Source organism: Micromonospora sp. 4G55 (genome assembly GCF_016803375.1).
Map to the genome: position 1 here is coordinate 1 of NZ_JAEVHN010000125.1, position 12,829 is coordinate 12,829.

Here is a 12,829-nt window from a genome sequence, read left to right on the forward strand (position 1 = left end):
GTCGCCGGCGTGGTCGGGGCCGCGGTCGGCGTCGCCGCCGCGGGCTCGCCGCGGGCGTGGTGAGCGAGCGCGCCCTGGTCCGCCGGCTCAAGGCCGACCCCACCGACCGGTACGCGCACGAGGTCTTCGGCGCGCAGCGGTACGACGACGCGTTCCGGCTGGAGCTGCCGGACGGCACCGACATCCACGTCGAGGTGGTCGAGCCGACCCGCCCGGCGCCGGGGCGACCGACCGTGGTGCTGGTGCACGGCTTCTGCCTGGACATGGGGACGTTCCACTTCCAGCGCAAGCTGCTCGCCGAGCGGGGCGAGCACCGGATCGTCGCGTACGACCAGCCCGGTCACGGCCGCTCCGGGCGGCTGGAGAGCGGCGAGTACGACCTCGCCGCGCTGGGCCGCACCCTGCGCCGGGTGATCGACCGCACCGCCCCGGAGGGGCCGCTGGTGCTGGTCGGGCACTCGATGGGCGGGATGACCATCATGGCCTTCGCCGAGCTGTACCCGGAGATGTTCGGCGACCGGGTGGTCGGCACGGTGCTGATGGCCACCTCGGGCGGCCTGCTCGCGGAGACCAAGCTGGTGGCCCCGGCGCTGATCGGCCGGGTCGGCGCGCCGGTGCTCTACATGATGAGCAACGCCACCCGGTACGGCGGCACGGTCATCGACCGGGCCCGGAAGTCGACCACCAACGTCGCCTGGCTGCTGACCCGCAAGTACGGCTTCGGCACCCGCAAGCCCAGCCCGGCCCTGGTCTCCTATGTGGAGGAGATGAACTCGCGGACCTCCGCCGACACGGTCACCCGCTACCTGCGTACCCTCGCCACGCACTCGCGCTTCCCGGCGCTGGCCGCGCTCAGCGGCACGCCGGTGCTGGTCGTGGTCGGTGACAAGGACATGATCACGCCGGTGACCCACTCGGAGGAGATCGTCCGCCGGCTGCCGCACGCCCGGTACATCAAGGTCAACGACAGTGGGCACGTGGTGATGCTGGAACACGCCGACGAGGTCAACAAGGCGCTCTGGGACTTCCTGGAGGGGCTGTGACGCTGACCGTCACGCTGCCGACGGTCGAGGACACCCAGGCGTTCGGCCGCCGGCTGGCCGGGGTGCTGCGCGCCGGCGACCTGCTGCTGCTCACCGGCCCGCTGGGCGCCGGCAAGACCGCGCTGACCCAGGGCATCGGCGCCGGGCTGGGGGGTGCTCGGCGCCATCACCTCGCCGACCTTCGTGATCGCCCGGGTGCACCGGCCGGACCCGGCCCGGGGCGGCACGGTGGCCCTGGTGCACGCCGACGCGTACCGGCTGGGCGACGCGGCCGACCCGCGGGCCGAGATCGACGACCTGGACCTGGACGCCTCGGTGGACGACTCGGTGACCGTGGTCGAGTGGGGCGAGGGGCTGGTCGAACAGCTGGTCGACGCCCACCTGCGGGTACGCCTCGACCGGCGGGAGGACGACACCCGGCTGGTCGAGCTGGAGCCGGTGGGGGGCGACTGGGCGCGGCGCCTGGCGGCCCTGCGCTGAGGGCATGTCGTACCAGCTGCCTAGAGTGCCGGCACAGACTACGAGAGGTTGCCGATGCCCGACGACACCCCCGCCCTCGACCTGCTGGCGCTGCTGCCGGAGGAGTGGCGTGCCGTGCTCACCCCGCACCTCGACCCGGCCCGCACCGCGGCGCTGGCCGAGTTCGTCGCCCGTGAGTACGCCACCCAGACCGTCTTCCCGCCGGTGGAGGACCTCTTCTCCGCCTACCGGCTGTGCGCGCCGCGGGAGACCCGGGTGCTGATCCTCGGGCAGGACCCCTACCACCGGGCCGGGCAGGCGCACGGGCTCAGCTTCAGCGTCCGCGACGGGGTGGCGGTGCCGCCGTCCCTGCGCAACGTCTTCAAGGAGCTGGGCGAGGACCTCGGTGTGCCCAAGCCGCGCAGCGGCAACCTCAACGGCTGGGCGGCGCAGGGCGTGCTGCTGCTCAACGCGGTGCTGACCGTCCGCCAGGCCACCCCCGGCTCGCACGGCAACCAGGGGTGGGAGGAGTTCACCGACGCCACCATCCGGGCGCTCGACGCGATGGAGCAGCGGGTGGTCTTCCTGCTCTGGGGCGGCTATGCCCGCAAGAAGGCGGCTCTGGTCACCAACCCGCAGCACGTGGTGCTGGAGGCCGGGCATCCCAGCCCGATGAACCCGCGTGGCTTCCTCGGCAGCCGCCCGTTCAGCGCCGCGAACAAGGCGCTCGCCGACGCCGGTCTCCCCACCGTCGACTGGGAGCGCTCAGCCGGCTGACCCGGCCGCCCGCTGACGGTGCCGGCGTAGCAGTTCGGTCGCGCGCGGATCGGTGAGTTCCAGCGCGACCAGCGGCACCACCTGATAGCTCCGGTCCCCGTGCCGCACCTCGATGGCCTCCGGCAACTCGGCGCACATCGTGGCCCGGACGTCGCCGGAGATCGTCCGCCACAGGTGCTCGCCGGGCTCCTCGGGCTCCAGCCGCAGGTAGCCGAACTCCCGCCACTGCGCGTTCCAGCGCTGCCCGTAGCCGTCGGCGAGCCACTGGGTGAACCGGGCGGAGTCCGTCCACCGGACGGCGATCTCGATCTCGGTCACCGGCACGGCCGCACCCTGCAGCAGCGCGGCGCAGCTACCGGTGAGCACGTGCGGGAGGTCGCCGAGCCGGTCCAGCACCCGGTCGAGGCCGGCCTGCTCGATCCGCTCGGCGACGGGTCGCGCTGCCAGCTCGTCGATCCGCGCGTCGAGGTGGGCGTCGAGTGGCTCCACCGCGACGGTGAGCTGCACACCCATGGCGGCGAGCAGGCGCTCCAACACGTCGACGCCGGGGCTGCGGTCACCGCGTGCGATCCGGGCCACCGTCGCCTGGCTCACGGAGGCCAGTTCGGCCAGCTCCCGCTGGCTCAGCTCGTGTGCCTCCCGTTCGCGGCGCACGACGTCGCTGAGGAGGGTGACCAGACGCGAGGGCATCCCGGAATGGTGGGCCATGCCGGTGTGAGCGCGATACCTCAGAGGCATATTGATGACTCTGAGGTATCGCGTTCCCACCGGTCCTGTCCTCCGACGAGGTCACCCAGCGTGATGGTGGCCCCCCTCGACGGGGTGTGACCGGGGATGGCCGGTAGGGCGACTAGGCTGGCATACCGTGCTCGTACTGGTGGTGGACTCCTCGACCCCCGCGGTGACCGCGGCGCTGGTGGAGGTCTCGGCGGACGGGGTCGTGCCGCGGGCGCACCGCTGCACGGTCGACGCGCGGGCCCACGGCGAACTGCTCGCGCCGCAGGTGGACGCGGTGCTCGCCGACGCCGAGGCGCGGCCGCGCGATCTGGGCGCGATCGTGGCCGGGCTCGGTCCCGGCCCGTTCACCGGGCTGCGGGTCGGCCTGGTCACCGCCGCCACGATGGGCCAGGTCCTCGGGGTCCCCACGTACGGCGTCTGCTCCCTGGACGCCATCGGTTACCCGGCGGCGCTCGGCGAACCGGTCCTGGCGGCCAGTGACGCCCGCCGCCGGGAGGTCTACTGGGCCGTCTACGACGGCGCCGGCCAGCGGATCGCCGGGCCGAACGTCGACACCCCCGCGGTCGCCGCCGAACGGGCCCGCGGCCTGGCCGTCACCGCCGCGGTGGGTGACGGCGCCCACCGGTACGCCGACGTGCTCGACCTGCCGCTGCGGGTCGAGCCGCGCTACCCCGACGCCACCGCGCTGGCCGCGCTGGCCGCGGAGCGGATCCGGGCCGGTGCGCCGACGGAGGCGCTCACCCCCGCTATACCTGCGCCGGCCGGACGCCGTGGCGGCGACCGCCCGCAAGTCGGTCCTGCCGTGAGCGCGCCGGTACGACTGACCCGGTTTCGCTGGTGGCACGTCGAGGAGGTGCTGCCGATCGAGGCGGACCTCTTCGGCGCCGAACAGTGGTCCCCGGCCATGTTCTGGAACGAGTTGGCCAGCGGCCACTGGTACCGGGTCGCCACCGACGTCGACGGCACGGTGCTCGGGTACGCGGGGCTGACCGCCCAGCCGGACGAGGCCTGGGTGCAGAACATCGCCGTCCGGCGGGACGCCCAGCGGCGCGGCGTCGGTCGGATGCTGCTGGAGGACCTGCTCGCCGAGGCGGCCCGGCGCGACGTCCGTACCGTCCTGCTGGAGGTCGCGGCGGACAACGCGCCCGCCCAGAAGCTCTACGCCACGTACGGCTTCGAGCCGATCGGCGTCCGCCGCGGCTACTACCAACCGAGCAACACCGACGCGCTGGTCATGCGGCGCGTCGCGGCCCCGACCGAGGACGGGACGGACGACTGATGGCTGACGAGCCCCTGGTCCTGGGGATCGAGACCTCCTGCGACGAGACCGGTGTCGGCATCGTGCGCGGGCACACCCTGCTCGCCGACGCGATCGCCTCCAGCGTCGAGCAGCACGCCCGGTTCGGCGGCGTGGTGCCCGAGGTGGCCAGCCGCGCGCACCTGGAGGCGATCGTGCCCACCATGGACCGGGCGCTGACGGAGGCGGGCGTGACGCTCGCCGACATCGACGCGATCGCGGTGACCTCCGGCCCGGGGCTGGCCGGCGCGCTGCTGGTCGGCGTGGCCGCCGCCAAGGGCTACGCGCTGGCCGCCGAGAAGCCGGTGTACGGGGTGAACCATCTCGCCGCGCACGTCGCCGTGGACACCCTGGAGCACGGCCCGCTGCCCGAGCCGGCGGTCGCCATGCTGGTCTCCGGCGGGCACTCCTCCCTGCTGCTCGTCGACGACCTCGCCCGTGGGGTCACCCCGCTCGGCGCGACCATCGACGACGCGGCGGGGGAGGCCTTCGACAAGGTCGCCCGCCTGCTCGGACTGCCCTTCCCCGGTGGCCCGTACATCGACCGGGAGGCCCGGGCCGGCGACCCGGCGGCGATCGGGTTCCCGCGCGGTCTCACCGCCGCCAAGGACCTCGCCGCCCACCGGTACGACTTCTCCTTCTCCGGCCTGAAGACCGCCGTCGCCCGCTGGGTGGAGGCACGCCAGCGGGCCGGTGAGCCGGTGCCGGTGGCCGACGTGGCGGCTTCCTTCCAGGAGGCGGTCTGCGACGTGCTGACCGCCAAGGCGCTCGACGCCTGCCGGGCCAACGGGATCGAGACGCTGGTGATCGGTGGGGGAGTGGCCGCCAACTCGCGGCTGCGGGCGATGGCCGAGCACCGCGCGGCGAAGCACGGCATCCGGGTCCGCGTACCCCGGCCGAAGCTCTGCACCGACAACGGCGCCATGGTCGCGGCGCTCGGTTCGCACCTGGTCGCGGCGGGGGTGACGCCGAGCCGGCTGGACCTGCCCGCCGACTCGGCCCTGCCGTTGACCACGGTCAGCGTGTGACGGCACGGAAGGGGAGCGCCGACGTGATCGTGCGGATGTGGGAGGCGCGCGCGGAGCCGTACGGCTTCGCCGACCTGATCACCTGGGTGTGCGACACCGCCCTGCCGGAGCTGGAACACGACCCGCTGCACCTGTCCAGCGAGGTGTTCTCCTCCACCGACCACCGGGTGGTGGTCATCTCCAAGTGGCGGAGCAGCCCACAACCGCTGCCCGAGCCGCCGGCCATGCTGGTGGCCCGGCCCCCGCACTCCTGGGATTTCACCCAGGTCGACCGCTGAGGACGCCGTCGCGGCCGGGTTCCGACGGGATCCGGCCGCCGACGGCGGTCCGCTGGTCAGCTGCGGCGCAGGATGCGCCAGGTGGAGACGCCCCCGACGCCGAGGGCGAGCAGGAAGACCGCCCAGACGATGGTGGTGCTGACCCCGACCGACGGGGCCGGGGCGCCGGCCTTGGCGGCGGCGATCAGCGAGTCGCTCTGGGCGGGCGGCAGCGCGGCCGGCGGCATCTGCTGCCAGCGGACCAGCCCGGTGCTCTCCAGCATCGCCATGTGGTCGTTGACGAACTTGTTGGCCTCGTCCGCGAGCTTGCGGACGGTGGCGTCCCGGGTGCTGGCCCGGACCGCGCCGATCACCGGGAAGATCTTGCCGTGCGCCACCCGGAGCCGGGTGACGAAGATCTGGTCGAACTGGGTGCCGTTCGCCTCCTGCATCTCGGTCAGCCACCCCTTCTGCTCGGTGGTGGGATCCGTCGGCAGGGTGGTGCCCAGCTTGTTGGCGGCGTTGACGACCAACTGGTCGAGCACTCCGTGCTGGCGGGCGATCTCGGCCCCGATCTCCCGCACCCGGGGGGACACCCCCTTCTCGGCGGCCATCTGCCCGGCCGGCATCTCCCAGAGCCCGGCCAGCCGTACCCCGTTGAGCAGCGTCATGTCGGCGGCGTTGATCTGGTTGCCCGGTGCGGCCACGGCCACGCCGGGCAGGACGCCGAGCCCCGCCACCAGCGCGATGAGCAGCACCGCCACCCGGTGGGTCCGGTGCCCTGGCCGACGACGTGCGGATTCCAGCGGTGCCATCCTGCGGTGCCTCCTCGGTCCGGGCCGTACGTGTCACGCCGGGCAGCGCCCCCGGCTGCCCGTCCGTCCACTGGTACGGACCACCGACCCGATAAGTTCACCGTTGCTGATCGACAAGTCAGCCCGGATGCCGGTCAGCGGGACAGCGCCATGAAGATCCCGAGCAGCAGCAGGGTGGCCGCGGCGACCGCGAAGAGCACCAGCAGTTCCCGCCGGCCGTGCCCGGTGGCGTCGCCCGCCCCGGCCGCGCGGGCGGCGTGGGCAGGTCGCGGGTCAGGTCGCCAGCTCGCCCAGGGTGCGCGCCGTCCAGACCGCGGCGACGCGATCGGAGAACTCGTCCAGGGTGAGCCGCCCCGCGCCGGTGTGCCGTTGCAGCTCGGCGACCACCCGGTGCCGGTCGTCGTCGGAGGCGCGCAGCTGGACGTCCACGTGCGACAGGGTACGCAGGCCGGGGCGTCGGCGGGAGCCGCCGGTCAGCCGGCGTCGAGCGGGTCGGCGAGGAGCCGTTCGAAGGCCAGCTCCGCCGCGCCGATCAGCGCCGCGTCCGCACCGAGCTTGGGGGTGCGCAGCCGGACGTGCTCCAGGCAGGCGGGCAGCCCCATCGAGTTGAGCCGGCTGCGGACCTGGGCGGCGGCGGCCAGGTAGAGGTCGCGCATGGTGCCGCCGAAGATGACCATCTCCGGGTTGAAGATGTTGACCAGGTTCGCCACCCCGAAGCCGAGCCAGTCGCCGGCCCCGCGTACCGCCGTCTGGGCCCGGGCGTCGCCCCGGTCGGCGGCGTCGAAGACGGCCAGCAGCGCGTCGCGGCCGCGGGCGTCCGAACGGCCGGCGGCGCGGAGCAGCCCGTGCTCGCCGATCTCGGTCTCCCAGCAGCCCCGGGAGCCGCACTCGCAGGGGGCGCCGTCGCGGACCACCACCATGTGTCCGACCTCGCCGCCGTACCCGCCGTGGCCGGTGAGCCGCCGCCCGCCGGCGATGATGCCGGCGCCGACGCCGACATCGCCGTACAGGTAGATGACGTTGTCGCAGCCGGCGGCGACGCCCCGGGCGTGCTCGGCGAAGGCGGCCATGTCCGCCACGTTGCCCACCGTGACGGGTACGTCGATGCCCAGCTCGGTGGCGAGCGCAGCGCCGATCGGCTCGTCCACCCAGCCGGTGGCGGGGCCGAGCCGGACCAGCCCGTCGTCGCGGCGGACCATGCCGCACACCGCCACCCCGGCGCCGACGCAGAGCGAGCCGGGTGCCACGTGCTGGTGCATCTCCTTGAGCGCGCCGGCCAGCAGCGGCGCGGTCTCCCCGGCGTCCAGGCCGCGCGGTCGGTCCAGGTCCCGGCGGTCGAGCACCTCACCGCCGAGACCGACCCGCGCGGCCCGCAGCCGGTCCACCTCGATGCTGTACGCGTACGCGTAGACCCGGGCCGACTCGGGCCGGACCACCAGTGACGGCCGGCCGGCGCGACCGGTCTCCTTCGGCGTTCCCTCGCTGACCAGCCCGGCGCCGGCCAGGTCGGCGGTGAGCGCGCCGATGGTGCTGCGGTTGAGCCCGAGGGTGGTGGTCAGCTCCGCGCGGGAGGTCGCGCCGTGGACGTGCACGTGCCGCAGCAGAGCCCCGAGGTTCTGCCGCCGGATCTCGTCCTGGCTCGGTCCTACCCGCATCGTTCCTGGTACTCCGTGGTCAGCGCGTGCCGGTGGCGACGGAACGGCGCCGCGACAGTGCGTCGACGCCCGCGGCCAGCAGCAGCACCAGTCCGGTCGAGGTGTACTTGAGGCCGGAGCTGAGGTCCAGCAGGCCCATTCCATTGATGATGACAGCCACCACCGCGCCGCCGAGTACCGCGTGGATCATCCGCCCCTTGCCGCCGAAGAGGCTGGTGCCGCCGATGACCGCCGCGCCGACCGCGTAGAGCAGGACGTTGCTGCCGCCGGTGTTGGGGTCGACCGAGCGGTCCTTGCTGGCGGCGATGATGCCGCCGACGGCCGCCATGCTGGAGCAGATGACGAAGGCGGAGATCTTCAGTCGGTCCACGTTGATCCCGGCCCGCCGGGCGGCCTCCGGGTTGCCGCCCACCGCGTAGAGGTGCCGGCCGTACGCGGTGCGGTTGAGCACGAAGGTCCAGAAGACCAGCAGGGCCCCGATCAGCGGTACGACCACGGGCATCCCCCTGGTGGAGCTGATCGCCGTGTTGATGCTGCGTTCCTGGTTGAGGACGTAGACGGCGCAGCCGAGCAGGAGGGCCAGTCCGGCGACCCGGGCGGCCACCACGGCGACCGGCTCGGTGACCAGGCCCCGGGTGGCCCGGTTGCGGTGGCGCAGGAGCTGCACGACGCCGTACCCGGCGACGGCGACGCCGGCCAGCAGCCACCCGATCGCGGGCGGCACGTAGTTGTTCTCGATCGCGATGATCACCTGGTCGTCGATCGAGATGTTGGTGCCCTCCTTCATCAGGAGCAGCACGATGCCCTGGAAGGCGAGGAAGCCGGCCAGGCTGACCAGGAAGGACGGGATGCCGACCTTGGCCACCAGGAAGCCGATGGTGAGGCCGATGAGGACACCGGTGCCGATGGCGGCGATGACCGCGACGTACCAGGGGTAGCCGAGCACGCTGAGCACGTTGGCCAGCACGGTGGCGCAGACGCCGCTGGCGAATCCGGCGGAGAGGTCGATCTCGCCGAGCAGCAGCACGAAGATCAGACCCATCGCGATCACGGTGACCGCGGCGCCCTGGGTGAACAGGTTGGCGAAGTTGGCCGCCGAGAAGAAGACCGGCCGGACGGTCGCGAAGGCCAGGCAGAGCACGGTGAGGCCGATGACGGCCGGCAGCGAGCCGAGGTCGCCCCCGCGTACCCGGGCGAGGTAGTCGCGGACGTGGCCGCCGACGGTCGGCGCCGGGGTGCCGGCCCCGAGCCCGTCCCGCCGCAGGAGGGTGGTGGTCATCGGACTGCTCCCGGGGTCAGGTGGGCCGGCTCGCTGCCGTCGCGCGTGCCGCCGGCGTCCGGCTCGGCGCCCAGGCCGAGGTGGCGGGAACGGCCGGTGGTGATCAGCTCGACGACCTGCGAGTGGGTGATGTCGGTGGTCTTCACCTGGGCGACCATCTGGCCGAGGTAGAGCGCGGCGATCCGGTCGGAGATGGCGAAGACGTCGTTCATGTTGTGCGAGATGAGCACCACGGCCAGGCCGTTGTCCGCGAGCCGGCGGACTATCTCCAGGACCTGGGCGGTCTGCGCGAGGCCGAGCGCGGCGGTCGGCTCGTCGAGGATGACCAGCCGGCTGTTCCAGAGCACGGCCTTGGCGATGGCGACGGTCTGTCGCTGGCCGCCGGAGAGGCTGGAGATGTGCTGGCGCAGCGACTTGACGTTCCGCACGCCCAGCCCGGCGAGCGTCTCGGCGGCCATCTGCTCCATGGTGGGTTCGTCGAGCACGATGCCGCGGCGCTTCTCGCGCCCGAGGAACATGTTCTGCACGATGTCGAGGTTGTCGCAGAGCGCGAGATCCTGGTAGACGACGTCGATGCCCAGCGCGGCGGCGTCCCGGGGGCTGCTCACGGTGACCGGGCGGCCCTCGAAGAGGAACTCGCCGGAATCCGTCGGGTGGATACCGCTGATGCACTTGACCAGGGTGGACTTTCCGGCGCCGTTGTCGCCGACCAGCGCGGTCACCTCGCCCGGGTGAACGGAGAGAGCGACGTCACGCAGGACCTGCACGGGACCGAAGCTCTTGTCGATCCCGCGCAGTTCCAGCAGGGGGGTCGCGGACACGGGGTTCTCCTTTGCGCGTCGGCAGGGGTGCCGTCAGTTGACGCCGGCGGTGGCGCAGAGCTTGGCGTACTCCCCGGAGCAGACCTCGTCCTTGGTGACGAAGCCGTCGGCGATCACATCGGCGACGTCGTCGGCGTAGATGGCCTTGGGGGTGAGCAGGATGGCGTCGACGGCGCGGTCGCTCTCCGGATCCCGGACCGTCTGGCCGGTCTCCTTCCGCTCCCCGTTGGCCAGCGCGATGGCCAGGTCGGCGGCGGCCTTCGCCTCGTCCTTGATCGCCTTGTAGACGGTCATGCACTGGTCGCCGGCGAGGATGTTGCGCAGCCCCTGGGCGGTGGCGTCCTGGCCGGTCACCGGGACCCTGCCGTTGAGCTTGTTCTTCTTCAGCACCGAGATTGCCGCGTTGCCCAGGCCGTCGTTGGCCGCGAGGACGCCGTCGATCCGGCCCTCGGTCTGGGTGAGCATCTGCTCGAAGATGACCCCGGCCTGGGCGTTGTTCCAGTCGGGCACCCACTGGTCCGGGCCCTTGCGGAACTCCTCGGCGTCGAACTTCGGCTTGAGGACCGAGTCGTAGCCGCTTTTGAACAGGGTGGCGTTGTTGTCCGTCGGTGAACCGTTGAGGAAGGCGACGACCGGCTTCCGGGTGCCCTTCTCGGTCAGGCACTTCGCCAGGCCCTGGCCCTGGAGCTTGCCCACCGCCTCGTTGTCGAAGCTGACGTAGTACTGCGCCGAGCCGCCGAGGGTGAGCCGGTCGTAGTCGATGGTGGCGATGCCCTGCGACCGCGCCTTCTCCAGCACCGCCTTGCCGGTGCCGGAATCGAGATTGACGATCATCAGGACGGTTGCCCCATTGGTGATCATCTGCTCCGCGATGTTGGAGAACTGGCTCTTGTCACCCTGCGCGTTCTGGATGTCGGAGTCGATTCCGGCGGCGTCGAAAGCCTCCTCGAGGAACCTGCGGTCCGCGCCTTCCCACCGGGCGGAGGTCCTGCTGTCGGGCAGGATCACGCCGATCTTCGGTTTCCTGGCGCCGGCCGCGTCGCCGCTGGTGAGCTGGTCGCCGCAACCGGCCACGCCGTTGGCGGCCAGCAGGCCGACGACGGTGAGTGCGAGGAGGCCCTTGCGCATCTGCACGGGTCCTTTCGGGGTGGGGGATGACCGCTGGTTTGTTGTGAGCGGCAACGTATTGCCACCCGTGTCGGCGGCGCAAGACTGCCGAGCTCACGAGTGTGGCGGACCGCCGTAACGATCCCGTAACGCGGGAAAAGGCACCATCTCCGCAGGTCCGATCCGCTCTGCCGCGCGACGAGTTTCGGCGTGGAGAATCGTTTCCCCGCCGGGCGCCGATTTCTTTTCCGGCGGCCGGAACTGATCAGTGGGCGGCGAGGGCGGCGGTGGTGGCGTCGGTCAGCGCGACCAGATCGGCCGGGGCCAGTTGGAGCTGGAGGCCGCGACGGCCGGCCGAGACGTAGACGGTGTCGTACGCCAACGCCGAGGAGTCCAGCACCGTGGGCAGCCGCTTGCGCTGGCCGAGCGGGCTGATCCCGCCCCGGACGTAACCGGTGGCCCGCTCGGCGGCCGCCCGGTCGGCCATCGTCGCCCGCTTGCCGCCGACAGCCGCGGCGAGCGCCTTGAGGTCCAGTTCGCCGGTGACCGGGACGACGGCCACCGTCAGCGCCCCGTCCACCTCGGTGACCAGCGACTTGAACACCCGCTCCGGCGGCACCCCGAGCGCCTCGGCGACCGACGCGCCGTAGTTCGGCGCGTCGGGGGAGACGTCGTACGGGTGGGTGCTGTGCCGGATCTTCCGCTTCGCCAGCAGCGCCGTCGCCGGAGTGCCCTGTCCCGCCATGCCGGTCACGCTAACCGGACGCCGGACGTCAGCTCGCGACGGGCCGGCAGAGCAGCACGGTCGGCGCCCCCGCGACCCGGGTCAGCACCAGGCTCGCCGCCGCGTCGCCGGCCAGCCTCAGGTCGCGGCGCAGCTTCTCCGGCTCCAGCGCCGAGCCGCGCTTGAGGATCTCCACCCGGCCCACCCGGCGCTCCCGCAGCAGCGCGCGCAGCCGCTTGAGCGAGAACGGCAGTACGTCGGTGACCTCCAGGCAGCGGGCGAACGGGGTCACGGTCGGGGTGTCCGCGTACAGGTAGGCGATGCTCGGGTCGGCGATCGTCGCGCCGAGGGCGTCGGCCAGCTCGGCGACCAGGTGCGCGCGGACCACGGCCGGATCCGGGTCGTACAGGAAGCGGCGGGTCGGGCCGACGGCCGCCTCCGCCGCACCTGAGCCGGTGAGCCGGTGCGCGACGTCGCCGCGCAGCACGGTGGCCCGCCGGGGCACCTCGGCCAGCCGGCCGCACCAGAGCGCCGCCTCGACCAGGTCGCCGTCCACGCTCACCCACTCCGCCTCGGCGCCGCCGGGATCAGCGCGTGGTCGATGCCGGGGGCCACCTTCACCACCGTGTACGGCACCCGCTCGGCCAGCCGGACGACGAAGTCCCAGGGTGGGGAGTAGGCGTTCGGGTCGAAGATCCGCCGGCCGGTGCCCGCCCGGCGTCGTGCCGGATGTACGGCACCCGCTCGGCCAGCCGGACGACGAAGTCCCAGGGTGGGGAGTAGGCGTTCGGGTCGAAGATCCGCCGGCCGGTGCCCGCCCGGCGTCGTG

At 72.9% G+C, this 12,829-nt stretch carries 12 protein-coding genes and 4 pseudogenes; 7 read left to right on the forward strand and 9 right to left on the reverse strand.

Annotation, left to right across the window (positions count from 1 at the left end; translation table 11 throughout):
• Window positions 1–9: 9 nt before the first annotated feature.
• The 3 genes and pseudogenes from JNW89_RS13320 to JNW89_RS13330 all read left to right on the forward strand — a co-directional run bounded on the left by JNW89_RS13320 (window position 10) and on the right by JNW89_RS13330 (window position 2,279).
• Window positions 10–1,043 (forward strand): annotated as a pseudogene (locus tag JNW89_RS13320) (alpha/beta fold hydrolase).
• Window positions 1,040–1,523, forward strand: a pseudogene (tsaE, locus tag JNW89_RS13325) (tRNA (adenosine(37)-N6)-threonylcarbamoyltransferase complex ATPase subunit type 1 TsaE). The pseudogenes JNW89_RS13320 and tsaE overlap by 4 nt, the downstream one beginning before the upstream one ends.
• A gap of 54 nt (window positions 1,524–1,577) precedes the next feature.
• Window positions 1,578–2,279 carry a uracil-DNA glycosylase gene (locus tag JNW89_RS13330; protein WP_238449175.1) on the forward strand — a complete coding sequence of 234 codons (702 nt, stop codon included), beginning with the start codon at window positions 1,578–1,580 and terminating at the stop codon, window positions 2,277–2,279.
• On the opposite strand, the gene JNW89_RS13335 is transcribed toward JNW89_RS13330, so the two are convergent.
• Window positions 2,268–2,969: a helix-turn-helix transcriptional regulator gene (locus JNW89_RS13335; RefSeq protein WP_238449176.1), complete on the reverse strand. Its 702-nt coding sequence runs from the start codon at window positions 2,967–2,969 to the stop codon at window positions 2,268–2,270. The genes JNW89_RS13330 and JNW89_RS13335 overlap by 12 nt on opposite strands.
• A 175-nt stretch (window positions 2,970–3,144) precedes the next feature.
• Here JNW89_RS13335 and tsaB point away from each other — a divergent pair.
• The 4 genes and pseudogenes from tsaB to JNW89_RS13355 all read left to right on the forward strand — a co-directional run bounded on the left by tsaB (window position 3,145) and on the right by JNW89_RS13355 (window position 5,620).
• Window positions 3,145–3,823 (forward strand): annotated as a pseudogene (tsaB, locus tag JNW89_RS13340) (tRNA (adenosine(37)-N6)-threonylcarbamoyltransferase complex dimerization subunit type 1 TsaB).
• Window positions 3,820–4,296, forward strand: coding sequence for a ribosomal protein S18-alanine N-acetyltransferase (gene rimI / locus JNW89_RS13345; RefSeq protein WP_238449177.1), 477 nt, complete (start codon window positions 3,820–3,822; stop codon window positions 4,294–4,296). The pseudogene tsaB and the gene rimI overlap by 4 nt, the downstream one beginning before the upstream one ends.
• The gene (tsaD, locus tag JNW89_RS13350) at window positions 4,296–5,342 is read left to right on the forward strand and encodes a tRNA (adenosine(37)-N6)-threonylcarbamoyltransferase complex transferase subunit TsaD (RefSeq protein WP_238449178.1); all 1,047 of its coding nucleotides are present in this window, start codon (window positions 4,296–4,298) and stop codon (window positions 5,340–5,342) included. The genes rimI and tsaD overlap by 1 nt, the downstream gene beginning before the upstream one ends.
• 23 nt (window positions 5,343–5,365) lie before the next feature.
• Window positions 5,366–5,620 carry a hypothetical protein gene (locus tag JNW89_RS13355; RefSeq protein ID WP_238449185.1) on the forward strand — a complete coding sequence of 85 codons (255 nt, stop codon included), beginning with the start codon at window positions 5,366–5,368 and terminating at the stop codon, window positions 5,618–5,620.
• 56 nt (window positions 5,621–5,676) lie between these two features.
• On the opposite strand, the gene JNW89_RS13360 is transcribed toward JNW89_RS13355, so the two are convergent.
• The 8 genes and pseudogenes from JNW89_RS13360 to JNW89_RS13395 all read right to left on the reverse strand — a co-directional run.
• Entirely contained in the window at window positions 5,677–6,414 is a 738-nt protein-coding gene (locus JNW89_RS13360) for a DUF4142 domain-containing protein (RefSeq protein WP_238449179.1), read from the reverse strand.
• Window positions 6,415–6,687: 273 nt separating this feature from the next.
• A complete protein-coding gene (locus JNW89_RS38080) occupies window positions 6,688–6,843 on the reverse strand; it encodes a DUF1707 domain-containing protein (protein ID WP_238449180.1) in 156 nt (51 codons plus the stop codon).
• Window positions 6,844–6,887: 44 nt separating this feature from the next.
• Window positions 6,888–8,069: an ROK family protein gene (locus tag JNW89_RS13370; RefSeq protein WP_238449181.1), complete on the reverse strand. Its 1,182-nt coding sequence runs from the start codon at window positions 8,067–8,069 to the stop codon at window positions 6,888–6,890.
• Window positions 8,070–8,088: 19 nt separating this feature from the next.
• A complete protein-coding gene (locus JNW89_RS13375) occupies window positions 8,089–9,348 on the reverse strand; it encodes a sugar ABC transporter permease (RefSeq protein WP_238449182.1) in 1,260 nt (419 codons plus the stop codon).
• Window positions 9,345–10,169 (reverse strand): ATP-binding cassette domain-containing protein, encoded by an 825-nt coding sequence (locus JNW89_RS13380; protein ID WP_154941876.1) that lies wholly within the window; start codon window positions 10,167–10,169, stop codon window positions 9,345–9,347. The genes JNW89_RS13375 and JNW89_RS13380 overlap by 4 nt, the downstream gene beginning before the upstream one ends.
• A gap of 33 nt (window positions 10,170–10,202) precedes the next feature.
• Entirely contained in the window at window positions 10,203–11,297 is a 1,095-nt protein-coding gene (locus JNW89_RS13385) for a sugar ABC transporter substrate-binding protein (RefSeq protein WP_238449183.1), read from the reverse strand.
• A gap of 244 nt (window positions 11,298–11,541) precedes the next feature.
• Window positions 11,542–12,021, reverse strand: coding sequence for a Cys-tRNA(Pro) deacylase (ybaK, locus tag JNW89_RS13390; protein ID WP_238449184.1), 480 nt, complete (start codon window positions 12,019–12,021; stop codon window positions 11,542–11,544).
• A gap of 28 nt (window positions 12,022–12,049) precedes the next feature.
• Window positions 12,050–12,729, reverse strand: a pseudogene (locus tag JNW89_RS13395) (SAM-dependent methyltransferase); the annotation flags it as partial.
• Window positions 12,730–12,829: the final 100 nt, after the last annotated feature.